Source organism: Mycobacterium sp. E3305 (genome assembly GCF_001666785.1).
In the GTDB taxonomy this organism is placed as follows: domain Bacteria; phylum Actinomycetota; class Actinomycetes; order Mycobacteriales; family Mycobacteriaceae; genus Mycobacterium.
The window spans coordinates 1-13,261 of the sequence record NZ_LZJA01000154.1 but is presented as its reverse complement, the minus strand read 5'-3'; the positions used below and the strand labels follow the sequence as shown (position 1 = coordinate 13,261).

At 69.3% G+C, this 13,261-nt stretch carries 19 protein-coding genes; 5 read left to right on the top strand and 14 right to left on the bottom strand.

Going from position 1 to position 13,261, the window contains the following annotated elements; translation table 11 throughout:
- Positions 1-26 precede the first annotated feature (26 nt).
- Entirely contained in the window at positions 27-593 is a 567-nt protein-coding gene (locus A5701_RS14045; RefSeq protein ID WP_082969748.1) for a TetR/AcrR family transcriptional regulator, read from the top strand.
- On the opposite strand, the gene A5701_RS14040 is transcribed toward A5701_RS14045, so the two are convergent.
- Together A5701_RS14040 and A5701_RS14035 are read right to left on the bottom strand one after the other, a co-directional pair.
- Positions 568-1,800, bottom strand: coding sequence for a zinc-binding dehydrogenase (locus A5701_RS14040; protein ID WP_067754300.1), 1,233 nt, complete (start codon positions 1,798-1,800; stop codon positions 568-570). The genes A5701_RS14045 and A5701_RS14040 overlap by 26 nt on opposite strands.
- Complete coding sequence (locus A5701_RS14035) at positions 1,797-2,558, bottom strand: SDR family oxidoreductase (protein ID WP_067754293.1); 762 nt, start codon at positions 2,556-2,558, stop codon at positions 1,797-1,799. The genes A5701_RS14040 and A5701_RS14035 overlap by 4 nt, the downstream gene beginning before the upstream one ends.
- A 96-nt stretch (positions 2,559-2,654) precedes the next feature.
- Between A5701_RS14035 and A5701_RS14030 the strand changes: the two genes are divergently transcribed.
- From A5701_RS14030 to A5701_RS14020, 3 genes are read left to right on the top strand one after another with little or no spacing between them, the layout of a single operon-like run.
- Complete coding sequence (locus tag A5701_RS14030; RefSeq protein ID WP_067754290.1) at positions 2,655-3,596, top strand: class I SAM-dependent methyltransferase; 942 nt, start codon at positions 2,655-2,657, stop codon at positions 3,594-3,596.
- Positions 3,593-4,501 (top strand): class I SAM-dependent methyltransferase, encoded by a 909-nt coding sequence (locus A5701_RS14025; RefSeq protein ID WP_067754286.1) that lies wholly within the window; start codon positions 3,593-3,595, stop codon positions 4,499-4,501. Before A5701_RS14030 ends, A5701_RS14025 begins: the two co-directional genes overlap by 4 nt.
- A 22-nt stretch (positions 4,502-4,523) precedes the next feature.
- A complete protein-coding gene (locus A5701_RS14020; protein WP_067754282.1) occupies positions 4,524-5,438 on the top strand; it encodes a class I SAM-dependent methyltransferase in 915 nt (304 codons plus the stop codon).
- A gap of 3 nt (positions 5,439-5,441) precedes the next feature.
- Here A5701_RS14020 and sppA read toward each other — a convergent pair whose 3' ends face one another.
- Positions 5,442-7,214 (bottom strand): signal peptide peptidase SppA, encoded by a 1,773-nt coding sequence (gene sppA, locus A5701_RS14015; protein ID WP_067754278.1) that lies wholly within the window; start codon positions 7,212-7,214, stop codon positions 5,442-5,444.
- A 39-nt stretch (positions 7,215-7,253) separates the two neighbouring features.
- Between sppA and A5701_RS14010 the strand changes: the two genes are divergently transcribed.
- Complete coding sequence (locus tag A5701_RS14010) at positions 7,254-8,180, top strand: LLM class flavin-dependent oxidoreductase (RefSeq protein WP_067754272.1); 927 nt, start codon at positions 7,254-7,256, stop codon at positions 8,178-8,180.
- Here A5701_RS14010 and rplO read toward each other — a convergent pair whose 3' ends face one another.
- The 11 genes from rplO to A5701_RS13955 form a co-directional block, all read right to left on the bottom strand.
- On the bottom strand, positions 8,181-8,621 hold the full coding sequence (rplO, locus tag A5701_RS14005) for a 50S ribosomal protein L15 (RefSeq protein WP_067754270.1): 441 nt from the start codon (positions 8,619-8,621) through the stop codon (positions 8,181-8,183).
- Positions 8,618-8,800, bottom strand: coding sequence for a 50S ribosomal protein L30 (rpmD, locus tag A5701_RS14000; protein WP_067754267.1), 183 nt, complete (start codon positions 8,798-8,800; stop codon positions 8,618-8,620). Before rpmD ends, rplO begins: the two co-directional genes overlap by 4 nt.
- Complete coding sequence (gene rpsE, locus A5701_RS13995) at positions 8,797-9,477, bottom strand: 30S ribosomal protein S5 (RefSeq protein WP_067273089.1); 681 nt, start codon at positions 9,475-9,477, stop codon at positions 8,797-8,799. The genes rpmD and rpsE overlap by 4 nt, the downstream gene beginning before the upstream one ends.
- Positions 9,478-9,515: 38 nt before the next feature.
- Complete coding sequence (gene rplR, locus A5701_RS13990; protein WP_073879405.1) at positions 9,516-9,884, bottom strand: 50S ribosomal protein L18; 369 nt, start codon at positions 9,882-9,884, stop codon at positions 9,516-9,518.
- A 41-nt stretch (positions 9,885-9,925) separates the two neighbouring features.
- Positions 9,926-10,465: a 50S ribosomal protein L6 gene (gene rplF, locus A5701_RS13985; RefSeq protein WP_067754265.1), complete on the bottom strand. Its 540-nt coding sequence runs from the start codon at positions 10,463-10,465 to the stop codon at positions 9,926-9,928.
- Positions 10,466-10,475: 10 nt separating this feature from the next.
- The gene (rpsH, locus tag A5701_RS13980; protein ID WP_007167852.1) at positions 10,476-10,874 is read right to left on the bottom strand and encodes a 30S ribosomal protein S8; all 399 of its coding nucleotides are present in this window, start codon (positions 10,872-10,874) and stop codon (positions 10,476-10,478) included.
- A gap of 84 nt (positions 10,875-10,958) precedes the next feature.
- Positions 10,959-11,144, bottom strand: a complete 186-nt coding sequence (locus A5701_RS13975; protein ID WP_067273083.1) for a type Z 30S ribosomal protein S14 — start codon at positions 11,142-11,144, stop codon at positions 10,959-10,961.
- Positions 11,145-11,148: 4 nt separating this feature from the next.
- Entirely contained in the window at positions 11,149-11,712 is a 564-nt protein-coding gene (gene rplE, locus A5701_RS13970; RefSeq protein WP_065441097.1) for a 50S ribosomal protein L5, read from the bottom strand.
- 1 nt (position 11,713) lies between these two features.
- Positions 11,714-12,031, bottom strand: a complete 318-nt coding sequence (rplX, locus tag A5701_RS13965; protein ID WP_067273078.1) for a 50S ribosomal protein L24 — start codon at positions 12,029-12,031, stop codon at positions 11,714-11,716.
- Positions 12,032-12,400, bottom strand: coding sequence for a 50S ribosomal protein L14 (gene rplN, locus A5701_RS13960; RefSeq protein WP_003403649.1), 369 nt, complete (start codon positions 12,398-12,400; stop codon positions 12,032-12,034).
- Between the two features lie 189 nt (positions 12,401-12,589).
- Positions 12,590-13,138 (bottom strand): DinB family protein, encoded by a 549-nt coding sequence (locus A5701_RS13955; protein ID WP_067754262.1) that lies wholly within the window; start codon positions 13,136-13,138, stop codon positions 12,590-12,592.
- Positions 13,139-13,261 lie beyond the last annotated feature (123 nt).

Below are 13,261 nucleotides of genomic sequence, written 5' to 3'. Positions count from 1 at the left end.
CCAGGCGGGAACTGATCATCGCGGCCATGCGCCTGTTCGAGGCGAAGGGCTACGAACGGACGACGGTGGCCGAGATCGCCGCGGCCGCAGGCGTTTCCACCAAGACCTTCTTCAACTACTTCACGAGCAAGGACGAAGTCCTTTTCCCGCACCTGGCGCGGCGGATCGACGCCGCGGTTGCGCTGATCGAGCGGCGCGGACCGGATGCCCCGATGGCCCAGGTCCTCGTGGCCGCAATGCAGCACATGCTGGCCGACGCCCTCACCGAGGAGGTCGAGGGTGGCCTGGCCGGAGTCCGGCTGCCGATGATCATGTCGGTGCCCGCCGTCCAAGCGGCCACGCTGCATCGCTACTTCCTCGCCGAGACCCAACTCGCCCGGGCTCTGCAAAGCGCCTATCCCGACACGCTCGATCCGACGGCCGCCGCGGCCGTCATCGGCTCGGTCATGGGGGCGGCGATCGCCGCTGCGCTGGTGTGCCTGCAGGGGGGTGACGACGGCCAACAGCTGCGCGTCGCGGTCGAACGCGCCATCGACATCGCGATCAACGGGGTGCGCGACATCCGGCCTAGCGCAGGTCGAACGCGACCTTGACGGCGCCGCTGTCGGCCTGGTTGGCGATCGCCAGGAACGCGTCGCGCCATTGATCGAGCCGAAAGGTGTGTGTCAGCATGGGGCGCAGGTCGATTCGGCCGCAGGCGGCCAGGTCGAGGTAGTGCGCGATGGCGTGCTTGCGCCGGCCCTCGACCTCCTCGACGCCGAAGGCGTTGGAGCCCACCAGGGCGATCTCCTTGAAATACAACGGACTCCACTCCCAGCGGCCCGGCGCGTGCACGCCGGACTTCACCAGCGTCCCGCGGGAGCGGAGCACCCGCACGCCCACCTCGAAGGTCTCCGGCTTACCGATGGTGTCGTAGACGACGTCCACGGCCCCGGGATGCGCCATCGGCAGACCCAGCAGCGGCCGCCGCAGACGGCCACCGCCCCACGCGACCACCTCCTCGATGACGGCCTGGCGCGGCTCGTGATCCAGCACCAGGGCGGCCCCGAACCGTCGGGCCAGTTCCTTCTGGGCCTCGAACCGCGCCACCACCGCGACGGCCACGCCCGGGTAGAGCGCCCGCAGGATGGCTACCGCGCACAGCCCCAGCGAGCCGGCGCCGTACACCAGGACGCGGCCCGATCCCGGCGGCGGGTGGCGGGTGATCGCATGCAGGGACACCGAAAGCGGATCGGCGAACACGGCCGCCTCGTCGGGGATGGAATCCGGCACGCCGAACAGCATGCTGTCGTGGGCCGGCATCAGCTCGGCGTAGCCGCCGGTCACGTCGGCCGAGACCCCGGTGTGAATGCCGGGCTTGATGCCGCCGTCGGTGAAGCTCCAGCACAGGCTGTAGTCGCCGTCCTCGCAGGCCGGACAGGGCGGGGAGATGCCGCGGGGCCCGCAGGACAGCCACGGGTTGAGCACCACCCGCTGCCCCACTTCCACTCCACGGGCGTTCGGGCCCAGCGCCACCACGTCGGCGACCACCTCGTGGCCCATGACCTGTGGGAAGGAACAGAAGGACGACATCGCGTTGTCGGCGTCGCCCTCGCCGAAATCCATCAGGATCTGTTTGGAGTCCGAGCCGCAGATGCCGGTCAGCCGTGGCCGGGTGAGCACCCAATCATCATGCGGCAGTTGCGGTTCCGGCACGTCGCGCAGCGCGGTCGGGGTGCGGCCCAAATTTGCGGTGAGCGTGTTGGCCCCGTCGGGCACCTCGAACGGCTCCGGCGGCACGCCATACACCAGCGCCCTCATCGGGGAGCCATCCCCGCCGCGCCCGCGATGAACGCGTCCAGGTCGGCGTTCTTGGCGTCGACGACCGCCTTCATGTCCGGCACATAGTGTTCGAAGCCGTCGCCGTCCAGCGCCGCGATGATGCCGTCGGCCACCTCGTCGGCGGGCACCTTGGGCCCTTGGTACAGGGGTTCCTCACTGCCGGGGTGGTCCCAGATCTCGGTGTCGACGGGACCCGGCTCGATCAGCTTCACCGAGACGCCGGAGCCGTACAGGTCCACGGCCATCGCCTCGCTCCAGCCGCAGAGCGCGAATTTGCTTGCGCAATAGGCGGACTCGTGAATGATGCCGAGCCGGCCGCCGACGCTCGACACATTGACGATCAGGCCGGATCCACGGGCCACCATGCGCGGCAGCAGGGCCAGCGTCAGCCGCATCGGTGCGAAGAAGTTGACCCGCATCACGTCTTCCACCTCGCCGGGGGTCAGCGCGGTGACCGGGCGGCGCTTCGGGACGGCGGCGTTGTTGATCAGCACGTCGACGCCACCGAGCTCGTCCCAGGCACGTGCGGCCAGGCCATCCAGCGCGGCGGTGTCGGCCAGGTCGGCCACCCACATCGCCGACGCCGGCGACGTGCGCCGGCAGTCGGCCAGCACCTCGCCCAGCCGGTCGCGGCGGCGCGCGACCAGCCCCACCACCGCCCTCCCGGCCGCCAACCGGCGGGCCAGGGCCGCGCCCAGCCCGGACGACGCACCCGTGATGAGTACCCGATCAGCCATCAGTCAAGGTTGCCGCGAATCGCGGGAAGCGTACAGTGGTAGAAGCTTGTTATATTGGCTAAATATTAGCTTAACTACTTCTGAATTGGGGCAGACATGACTTCTACCCGGTACGAGGGCGACACCTGGGACCTGGCGTCCAGCGTCGGGGTGACCGCGACGATGGTCGCCGCCGCCCGCGCCGTGGCGACGCGCGCCGACCGTCCGCTGATCAACGACCAGTTCGCCGAGCCGCTGGTCCGGGCCGTCGGCGTGGACCTGCTCACCCGGCTGGCGACCGGCGAGGTGAACCCGGACGAGCTGAACGACGCGCACGACGGCGCGACCGGGTCCACCGGCGCGATGTCCCGCATGGCCGACAACATGGCGGTGCGCACCAGGTTCTTCGACGAGTTCTTCCTCGACGCGACGCGGGCGGGCATCAAGCAGGCCGTGATCCTGGCCTCCGGCCTGGACGCCCGCGCCTACCGGCTGGACTGGCCGGCCGGGACCGTCGTCTACGAGGTCGACCAGCCGCAGGTGATCGACTTCAAGTCGCGCACCCTGGCCGAACTGGGCGCCGCGCCCACCGCCGACCGCCGGGTGGTCGCCGTCGACCTGCGCGACGACTGGCCTGCCGCGTTGCGGGCCGCCGGATTCGACCCCGCCCAGCCGACCGCGTGGAGCGCCGAGGGCCTGCTCGGCTACCTGCCGCCGGAGGCGCAGGATCGCCTGCTGGACACCATCACCGACCTCAGCGCGCCGGGCAGCCGCGTGGCCGTCGAAAGCGCGCCCAACCGGGAGCCCGGGGACGAGGACAAGATGAAGGAACGCATGCAGCACATCTCGGAACGCTGGCGCGCGCACGGTTTCGACCTGGACATGGCGGGGCTCGTCTACTTCGGGGACCGCAACGAAGCGGCGCCCTACCTCGCCGACCACGGGTGGCGGCTGCACAAGGTCAGCATCCGGGAGTTGTTCGCGGCCAACGGCCTTCCGCCACTCGAGGACGACGACATGCGCATGGGCGAGATGCTCTACGTGAGCGGCACGCGATGAGCCAGGGACGTAGCGACGGCGACAGCTGGGGACCTGCGTCCAGCGTGGGCGCGACGGCCACCATGGTGGCGGCATCGCGCGCGGTGGCCTCGCAGGGACCCAACGCGCTGCTCGACGATCCGCTGGCCGAGCCACTGGTCCGCGCCGTCGGCCTGGAGCCCTTCATCCGCATCGTCGACGGGCACGTCGACTTCGAGGACGACCCGCTGTTCAACCGCAAGTCGCGGGCCGAGCAGATCACGGTTCGCACCCGGTTCTTCGACGACTTCTTCACCGGCGCCACCAAAGACGGTGTGCGACAAGCGGTCATCCTGGCGTCCGGCCTGGACACGCGCGCCTACCGGTTGCGGTGGCCGGCGGGCACCGTCGTCTACGAGATCGACCAGCCGCAGGTCATCGCGTTCAAGACCGACACGCTGGCCGGCCTCGGCGCCGCCCCGACCGCCGAGCGCCGCACGATCGCCATCGACCTGCGCGACGACTGGCCGGCCGCGTTGCGCGACGGCGGCTTCGACGTGGCGCAACCGACCGCGTGGAGTGCCGAGGGGCTGCTCCCCTACCTGCCGCCCGAGGCCCAGGACCGGTTGTTCGACAACGTGACCGCGCTCAGCGCGCCGGGCAGCCGGCTGGCGACCGAACACGTGCCGGACCCGAACGTGTTCTCCGAGGAGCGGTTGCAGCGCATCAGCGAACGGTGGCAGCGTCTCGGTCTCAACCTCAACGCGGCCGACCTGTTCTACCGCGGCGAGCGCAACGTAGTCGTCGACTACCTCAGCACCCACGGCTGGCGGGTGACGACCCATCCGGCGCGAGAGCTCTACGCCCAGAACGGGTTCGACTTCCCCGCAGACGAGATGGCGGCCACCTTCGGCGAGTTGAGCTACGTCGCCGCGACGCTCGCGTAGCGGATTGGCTAGGGTTGCGCCTATGTCACGCGCTCACGACGACGAGTGGGATCTGGCGTCCAGTGTGGGCGCGACCGCGACCATGGTGGCCGCCGGGCGCGCCATGGCCACCAAGGATCCCCGCGGCCTGATCCACGACCCGTTCGCCGAACCGCTGGTGCGCGCGGTGGGGGTCGACTTCTTCACCAAGATGATGGACGGCGAGCTCGACCTCGACGCGATCGAGAACACCTCGCAGGTGCGCATGCAGGCGATGGTCGACGGAATGGCGGTGCGCACCAAGTATTTCGACGACTACTTCATGAACGCCACCGCCGCGGGGGTCCGGCAGGTGGTCATCCTCGCATCGGGGTTGGATGCGCGCGCCTACCGGCTGCCGTGGCCCGATGGCACGGTGGTCTACGAGATCGACCAGCCCCGGGTCATCGAATTCAAGACGGGCACATTGGCCGGCATCGGCGCCGAACCGACCGCGACGCGGCGCACCGTGCCGATCGACCTGCGCGCGGACTGGCCGGCGGCGCTGAAGGCGTCCGGATTCGACCCGACCGCGCCGACGGCGTGGCTGGCCGAGGGTCTGCTGATCTACCTGCCGCCCGAGGCCCAGGACCGGTTGTTCGACAACATCACGGCGCTCAGCGTGCCCGGCAGCACCATCGCCACCGAATTCGTGCCCGGAATCATCGATTTCGATGCCGACAGGGTGCGGGAGATGTCCGGTTCCTTCCGCGACCACGGCGTGGACATCGACATGGCGTCGCTGGTCTACGCCGGCGAACGCAACCACGTCCTGGACTACCTGCGGTCCAAGCGGTGGGACGTCGAGGGCACCACCCGGACGGAACTGTTCCACCGCCAGGGCATCGAGGTGCCGCCACCGCAAAACGACGACCCGCTCGGCGAGATCATCTTCATCAGCGGCGGCCTCACCGGCTAGCCGCTAGAACCGCGACGGCCCCGGCCACAGCACGCTGGCGCCGCTCAGCGCCTGTTCGACGTTGTCCACGATGCCGCTGACGGTGCGGCCGAGCAGCGCGGCCAGCGCAGCCGGCAGCGAAGCGGCGGCCGGTTGCGACGAGGCCCGGGGTCGCACCATGTCCAGCAGCGACGAGCTCGGATAGCTCACCACGCGGACATCGGTGTCCGCGTCCAATCCGGCCAGGATCTTGGCCCGGCGCACCGCGGTGCGGAAACCGCCGAGCTCGTCGACCAGGCCCCGCTCGAGGGCGTCAGCGCCGGTCCAGATGCGGCCCTGCGCAACGCGATCGACGGCTTCGGCGGTCAGGTTGCGCGCCTCGGCGACCCGCTGCACGAAGTCCGCGTAGAACAGGTCCGCCTCGGCCTCCCGGTGTGCCTGCTGTTCGGGCGTGAACGGCGCGTCGATCGACCACGCGTCGGCATTGGCGTTGGTGCGCACCGTGTCCGACCCGACGCCCAACCGGTCCAACAGGTCGCGGATCACCAACTTCCCGGTGATGACACCGATCGAGCCGGTGACCGTCGCGGGGTTGGCGACGATCGCGTCGGCCCCCATCGAGACGTAATAGCCGCCGGACGCGGCGACCGCGCCCATCGAGGCCACCACCGGCTTGCCGCGCTTGCGGGCCTGGGTCACCTCGCGCCAGATGCTCTCCGAGGCGGTGATCGTGCCGCCGGGACTGTTCACCCGCAGCACGATCGCGGACACGGAGTCGTCGGCGCCGGCCTCCCGCAGCGCCGCTCCGATGGTGTCGCCGCCCGCGGTCGCGGTGCCCAGCGGCAGGAACTGGGGCCCGCCGCGGCCGTCGACGATCATGCCGTCGAGCGTGACGACGGCCAGGGTCGGCTTGGGCCGGCGACCGGGCACCGGCGGCTTGGGTGCGGCCAGCCGGGGGCGGGCCGCGCCCGCGTAGCGCGACAGGAACAGCCGCGGCGGGGCGGTCTCGTCCGAAACGTCCTTCACCCCAACCAGTTCGGCGATGCGCGCGTAGGCCTCGTCGCGGAATCCGATCCGGTCGAGCAAACCGGCCGCGACGGCGTCGTCCCGCAACAGCGGGGCGCGGTCGGCCAGCGTGTTGAGGGCGCCCGGGTCGAGCTTGCGCGATTCGGCGATCGCCCGCCACGCCTGCTCCTGCAGGCTTTCCAGCATCCGGGTGACGGCCTCGCGGTGAGCCGTCGTGAAGCCGTGTTCGGTGAAACGGTTTGCCGCCGACTTGTATTGGCCGCGCGCGACGAATTGGGGTTCGATGCCCGCCTTGTCGAACGCGTCGCGCAGGAAGGTGGCGTTGCTGGCGAAGCCGATCAGCCCGACGCTTCCCGAGGGCTGCATCCACACCTCGCCGAACGCCGAGGCCAGGTAGTAGGACAGCGTGCCCGGATAGGTCTCGGCCCAGGCCAGTGACGGCTTGGCGGCGGTGAAGGCGGCGATGGCCTCGCGCAGCTCCTGCACGGCCGCCGGCGGCGACGCGGCCAGTTGCACGCGGGCGATCAGCCCGGCGACCCGCGGGTCCTCGGCCGCGCGATGGATGGCGGCGATCGCGTCGCGCAGCGCCATCGGCCTGCCGCCGGTGAAGAGCGCCAGCGGGTCGAACCCCGTCGCCTCGGGTGGGGCCGAGCGCAGGTCGAGCTCGAGCACGCAGCCGTTGGGCACGCCGTGGTGGCGGGCGGTGTCGACGCGCCCGGCCAGCGCGCGGACGTCGTCGACCCCGGGAAGCGAGGGCAGGAAGGCGAACATGTCTGCAGCGTACCGACACCGCGCCCGTACGGTGGTGGGGTGAGGTTCGCCATCGCCATCCCCCAGCTCGACTACGACCGGTTCGACGCCGACGGGCTGCGCGCCTACCTGCTCCGCGCCGAGGAACTCGGGTTCGAGGGCGGCTGGGTCCTCGAGCAGATCATCGGCGACGCACCGCTGCTGGCGCCGCTCGAGCTGCTGGCCTACTGCGCGGCCTGCACCGAGCGCCTTCGTCTGGGGGTCGCCGTCCTGGTGACGTCGCTGCACGATCCGCTGCAGCTGGCGTCATCCGTCACGGCGGTCGACCGGCTCAGCCACGGCCGGCTGGACGTCGGCGTCGGGACCGGCGGGGGCTTTCGCAGGTTCGCCGCGTTCGGCGTCGAAAAGGACACGTACATCTCGTATTTCACCGAGGGCCTGAAGCTGATGAAGGCCGCCTGGTCCGACGAGCCCCGGGTGACGTTCCACGGCCGGTTCCGCGACGTCGACGACGTGCCGATCCAGCCCAAGCCGGTGCAGCGGCCGCACCCGCCCATCTGGTTCGGCGGCCTGGCGCCCAAGGCCCTGGCGAGGGCGGTGCGCCACGGCGACTCGTTCCTGGGCGCGGGTTCGTCGACCACCGAGGCGTTCGCCGGGGCCGTCAGCGTCGTGCGCCGCGAACTCGGCGAACAGCAAAGGGATCCGGCGCATTTCACCATCGGCAAACGCGTCTACCTGATGGTCGACGACGACGCGGCGCGGGCCCGGACCCGCGTGCTCGCGGGGCTGCGGCGGATCTACGGCACGATGCCCGGCGTCGAGGACGTGCCGGTGTCCGGCACGCCCGACGACGTGGTGCGCGGGCTGCGTGCGGTGATCGACGCGGGCGCCGAGTACCTGCTGCTCAATCCCGTGGGCGTCGACGTCGGCGAGAACCGCGAACAGATGGAACGCCTTGCCGCGGAGGTCATTCCGCGGCTGGCTTGATCAGAGCTCGGTGACCGAGCCGCCCGCGGCGGTGATCTTCTCGCGGGCGCTGCCGCTGAACTTGTGCGCCGTCACGTCGACCTTGACGGTCAGCTTGCCGTCGCCGAGGACCTTGACCAACGCGTTCTTGCGGACCGCGCCCTTGGCCACCAGGTCGTCCACGCCGACGGAGCCGCCCTTCGGGAACAGCCGATTGATGTCGGCGACGTTGACGATCTCGTACTCGGTGCGGAACCGGTTCCGGAACCCCTTGAGCTTGGGCAGCCGCATGTGAATCGGCATCTGCCCACCCTCGAAGGTGGCCGGCACGTTCTTGCGGGCCTTGGTGCCCTTGGTGCCGCGGCCGGCGGTCTTGCCCTTGGACCCCTCACCGCGGCCGACGCGGGTGCGGGCCGTCTTCGACCCGGGCGCCGGCTTCAGGTCGTGCAGCTTGATGGTCACTGTGTCTCCTCCACCTCAACGAGGTGATTGACCACCGCGATGAGGCCACGGGTCTGTGGGTTGTCCTCACGGATCACCGAGTGGCGGATCCGCCGCAGGCCCAGCGTGCGCAGGCTCTCCCGCTGCTTCCAGCGGGCCCCGATGGTGCTGCGCACCTGGGTGATCTTCAACTGGCTCATTGCGGTGCCGTTCCCTCGCGCGCGGCACTGGCGGCCAGCGCTTCACTTTCACGTCGCGCCCTCAGCATTCCGGCCGGGGCGACATCCTCGATGGGCAGTCCGCGCCGGGCGGCCACCTCCTCGGGACGCTGCAGCAGCTTGAGCGCGGTGACGGTGGCGTGCACCACGTTGATCGCGTTGTCGCTGCCCAATGACTTGGCCAGGATGTCGCGCACCCCAGCGCATTCCAGCACCGCACGCGCCGCGCCACCGGCGATCACACCGGTACCGGGGCTGGCCGGGCGCAGCAGCACCACACCCGCGGCCGCCTCACCCTGCACCGGGTGCGTGATCGTGCCGCCGATCAACGGCACCCGGAAGAAGCCCTTGCGCGCCTCTTCCACGCCCTTGGCGATGGCGGCCGGAACTTCCTTGGCCTTGCCATAGCCGACGCCGACCATGCCGTTGCCGTCGCCCACGATGACCAATGCAGTGAAGCTGAAGCGCCTACCACCCTTGACCACCTTGGAGACACGGTTGATGGCGACGACCCGCTCCAGGTAGTTGCTCTTGTCGCCGTCGCGGTCGCGGCCACCACGGCCGCCGCCGTCGCGCCGACCGCGGCTGTCGCGGTTGTCGCCGCGCGAGTCGCGGTTGTCGCCGCGGGCCTCGGGGCCGCCGGCTGACTGTTCCGCCATTATGCGGTCCTTCCGGTCTTGTTCAGGCTCTTGATCATCTAGAAACTCAATCCGTTCTCGCGCGCGGCATCGGCCAGCGCCGCGATCCGTCCGCCGTAGGTGTACCCGCCGCGGTCGAAGACCACGGAGTCGACGCCGGCGGCCTTGGCGCGCTCGGCGATCAATTGCCCCACCCGCACGCTGCGGGCCTTCTTGTCGCCCTGCAGGCCGCGCACGTCGTCCTCGATCGACGACGCGGCGGCCACCGTGGTGCCGTTCTCGTCGTTGACCAGTTGCACGTGAATGTGTCGCGCGGAGCGGTTGATGACGAGCCTCGGACGCTCCGGGGTGCCCGCGATCTTCTTGCGCAGTCGGGCGTGCCGGCGCAGCCGGGAGACCCGACGAGTTGCGGACACGCTCTGCCCCACCGGCTTTCGCGCGGCGGTGTCAGCTTGTTTTTGCGCCATGACTACTTACCTGTCTTTCCGACCTTGCGGCGGATCTGCTCACCCTCGTAGCGCACGCCCTTGCCCTTGTACGGGTCGGGACGGCGCAGGCGGCGGATGTTCGCCGAGATCTGGCCGACCTTCTGCTTGTCGATGCCGGAGATGGAGAACTTCGTCGGTGACTGGACCGCGAACGTGATGCCCTCGGGCGCCTCGATCACCACGGGATGGCTGTAGCCCAGCGCGAACTCGAGGTTGGCGCCCTTGAGCTGCACGCGGTAACCGACCCCGAAGATCTCCATCTTGGTGGTGTAGCCCTCGGTCACGCCGGTGACCAGGTTGGACACCAGCGTGCGCGACAGCCCGTGCAGCGAGCGGTTGCGCCGCTCGTCGTTGGGGCGGGCGACCACGATCGCGCCGTCCTCGTTGCGCTCCACCGTGATCGGTTCGGCCACCGTCAGATTCAGGCTGCCCTTGGGCCCCTTCACCTCGACGTGCTGACCGTCGATCGTTACGTCGACCCCGGCGGGAACCGGAACCGGCTGCTTACCAATGCGCGACATGTCTACTCCCTCACCACACGTACGCGAGGACTTCGCCGCCCACGCCCTGTCTGGCCGCCTGGCGATCCGTCAGCAGGCCCGAGGAGGTCGAGATGATCGCCACGCCCAGGCCGCCGAGCACGCGCGGCAGGTTGGTGGATTTCGCGTACACCCGCAGACCGGGCTTGGACACTCGCCGCAGTCCGGCGATGCTCCGCTCCCGGCTCGGTCCGTACTTGAGCTGGACGATCAGCGACTTGCCCACCCGAGCGTCTTCGGTCCGGTAATCGCTGATGTAGCCCTCACTCTTGAGGATCTGGGCGATGTTGGCCTTGATCTTGGAGTGCGGCAACGTCACCTCGTCGTGATACGCCGAATTGGCGTTACGCAGACGTGTCAAGAAGTCTGCGATCGGATCCGTCATCGTCATGACAGCGTTGGTACCTTCCTCGCGGTGGTTCCCGGTTCGGGCCTGTCGCGCACCTGTTCTGGGTTGGTCTTGGGGTCCTGGCTCTTACCAGCTGCTCTTCTGCACGCCGGGCAGCTCGCCCGCGTGCGCCATCTCGCGCAGGCAGATCCTGCACAGGCCGAATTTGCGGAACACCGCGCGTGGGCGGCCGCACTTGTTGCAGCGCGTGTAGCCGCGCACCGCGAACTTCGGCTTGCGGTTGGCCTTGTTGACCAGTGCCTTCTTCGCCATCTACTCAGTTCTCCTTGAAGGGAAAGCCGAGGGCCCGCAACAGCGCTCGTCCTTCGTCGTCGGTCGTCGCCGAGGTGACGACGTTGATGTCCATGCCGCGGACCCGGTCGATCTTGTCCACGTCGATCTCGTGGAACACCGACTGCTCGGCCAGGCCGAACGTGTAGTTGCCGACCCCGTCGAACTGCTTGGGCGACAGGCCGCGGAAGTCGCGGATACGCGGCAGCGCGATCGAGGTGAGGCGGTCGAGGAACTCCCACATCCGGTCCCCGCGCAGCGTGACCCGGGCACCGATCGGCATACCCTCGCGCAACTTGAACTGCGCGATCGACTTGCGCGCCCTGCGGATCTCGGGCCGTTGCCCGGTGATCAGCGCCAGGTCGTTGACCGCGCCGTTGATCAGCTTCGCGTCCCGTGCCGCGTCGCCGACCCCCATGTTGACGACGACCTTGGTGACGGTCGGGATCTGCATGACGTTCCCGTAGCCGAACTGCTGCTGCAACGAATCACGAATCTCGTTGCGGTAGCGCTCTTTCAGGCGCGGCTGCACCTTCTCAGTTGTCGTCATGCTAGATGTCCTTGCCGTTGCGCTTGGAGATGCGGACCCGCTTGCCGGTCTCCTCGTCGACCCGGTAGCCGACGCGGGCGGGCTTGCCGTCCGAGTCGACGACCATCACGTTCGAGACGTGGATCGGGGCTTCCTGGGTGACGATTCCGCCCGACTGAGCTCCGCGCTGGTTGCTCGAGATCGCGGTGTGCTTCTTGATCCGGTTGACGCCCTCGACCAGCACCCGGTTGCGTTCCGGGTAGGCCTGCAGCACCTTGCCCTTGGCACCCTTGTCCTTGCCGGCGATGACCAGGACGGTGTCGCCTTTGCGGACCTTCATTTACAACACCTCCGGGGCGAGCGAGATGATCTTCATGAACCGCTTCTCACGCAGCTCGCGGCCGACGGGCCCGAAGATGCGGGTCCCGCGCGGGTCGTTGTCCGGCTTGATGATCACCGCGGCGTTCTCGTCGAACTTGATGTAGCTGCCGTCCGGGCGGCGACGCTCCTTGACCGTGCGTACCACGACGGCCTTGACGACGTCCCCCCGCTTGACGTTGCCGCCGGGGATGGCGTCCTTCACGGTGGCGACGATGACATCACCGATGCCGGCGTAGCGTCGCGACGAACCACCGAGCACCCGGATGCACAAGATCTCCTTGGCGCCGGTGTTGTCGGCGACCTTCAGCCGCGATTCCTGCTGAATCACTCGATCTCCTGACCTGGTTTCGTGTGCACGGCAGGACGCAGGCCAAAGCCCACCAAAAAACCTGACATGCGCGGTCTTTGTCACCGAAGGGCACGCGGGGCCGATTCGCACCGGCCGAGGTCTGCCCAAGGCAACCCCTAGAGTCTAGGGGACGACCAGCTCAGAGCCAAATTCGCGGCCAAGGCGGCCTCAGGGCCGGTTCGAGGGAGCGCCTTCCCCGATTCTGCGGATATCGCCGAGGTGGTGCACGCCCTCGTGCATCGCCTGGCGCACCAGCCAGCGGGCGGTGCGCCGTTCGCCCGGCAGCCGGGTCCCGGTGCGGTCCCAGTCCTGACCCTTGGCCCGCGCCACCTCGTCCAGGAATCCCGCCACCGCGGCGGCCAGTTCGGCGAGCGTGGCGTCGATGTCGCAGTCGTTGTAGTGGAAGCGGCGCGCCCGCAGGTCGTTGAGCATCGGCTCCCAGGCGGGCTGGTCTTCGGTGCGGACGCGGTGCAGCCGGATGGTGAAGCTGACGTAGACGTCGCGCAGGTGGCAGAGGTATTCGGCGACCGACCACACGTCGGGGCCGGGCCGGACCCGTCGCTTCTCGCGCGGGATCGCCGACACGGCCTTTCGGGCGGCGTCCGGCAGGCCGGCGATCACGCCGGTGGCGTCATCGAGCCGAGTCTCCGAATAGCTCATCCCGCAGGCGGCGCAGACATGGTCCTCGCCGGCCAGCGGGGGCAGCGACGCGGGCAAGGGGCAATCCTCCACCTAGAACGGTGGTGGTTCTTCGTCGGCTTCGGGTGGGATGAACACAATGGCTGTGCAATGCACAAGAGGGCATGGCTCAGTTCATCCAGCTGTCGCGGCGGTCGTCGT

Excerpts from the sequence above, each read along its gene's own strand:
- A5701_RS14045 (WP_082969748.1), top strand. The coding sequence starts at position 27 with ATGCGCCTGTTCGAGGCGAAGGGCTACGAACGGACGACGGTGGCCGAG.
- A5701_RS14040 (WP_067754300.1), bottom strand. The coding sequence starts at position 1,800 with ATGAGGGCGCTGGTGTATGGCGTGCCGCCGGAGCCGTTCGAGGTGCCC.
- A5701_RS14035 (WP_067754293.1), bottom strand. The coding sequence starts at position 2,558 with ATGGCTGATCGGGTACTCATCACGGGTGCGTCGTCCGGGCTGGGCGCG.
- A5701_RS14030 (WP_067754290.1), top strand. The coding sequence starts at position 2,655 with ATGACTTCTACCCGGTACGAGGGCGACACCTGGGACCTGGCGTCCAGC.
- A5701_RS14025 (WP_067754286.1), top strand. The coding sequence starts at position 3,593 with ATGAGCCAGGGACGTAGCGACGGCGACAGCTGGGGACCTGCGTCCAGC.
- A5701_RS14020 (WP_067754282.1), top strand. The coding sequence starts at position 4,524 with ATGTCACGCGCTCACGACGACGAGTGGGATCTGGCGTCCAGTGTGGGC.
- sppA (WP_067754278.1), bottom strand. The coding sequence starts at position 7,214 with ATGTTCGCCTTCCTGCCCTCGCTTCCCGGGGTCGACGACGTCCGCGCG.
- rpmD (WP_067754267.1), bottom strand. The coding sequence starts at position 8,800 with ATGAGCCAGTTGAAGATCACCCAGGTGCGCAGCACCATCGGGGCCCGC.
- rpsE (WP_067273089.1), bottom strand. The coding sequence starts at position 9,477 with ATGGCGGAACAGTCAGCCGGCGGCCCCGAGGCCCGCGGCGACAACCGC.
- rplF (WP_067754265.1), bottom strand. The coding sequence starts at position 10,465 with ATGTCGCGCATTGGTAAGCAGCCGGTTCCGGTTCCCGCCGGGGTCGAC.
- rpsH (WP_007167852.1), bottom strand. The coding sequence starts at position 10,874 with ATGACGATGACGGATCCGATCGCAGACTTCTTGACACGTCTGCGTAAC.
- A5701_RS13975 (WP_067273083.1), bottom strand. The coding sequence starts at position 11,144 with ATGGCGAAGAAGGCACTGGTCAACAAGGCCAACCGCAAGCCGAAGTTC.
- rplE (WP_065441097.1), bottom strand. The coding sequence starts at position 11,712 with ATGACGACAACTGAGAAGGTGCAGCCGCGCCTGAAAGAGCGCTACCGC.
- rplX (WP_067273078.1), bottom strand. The coding sequence starts at position 12,031 with ATGAAGGTCCGCAAAGGCGACACCGTCCTGGTCATCGCCGGCAAGGAC.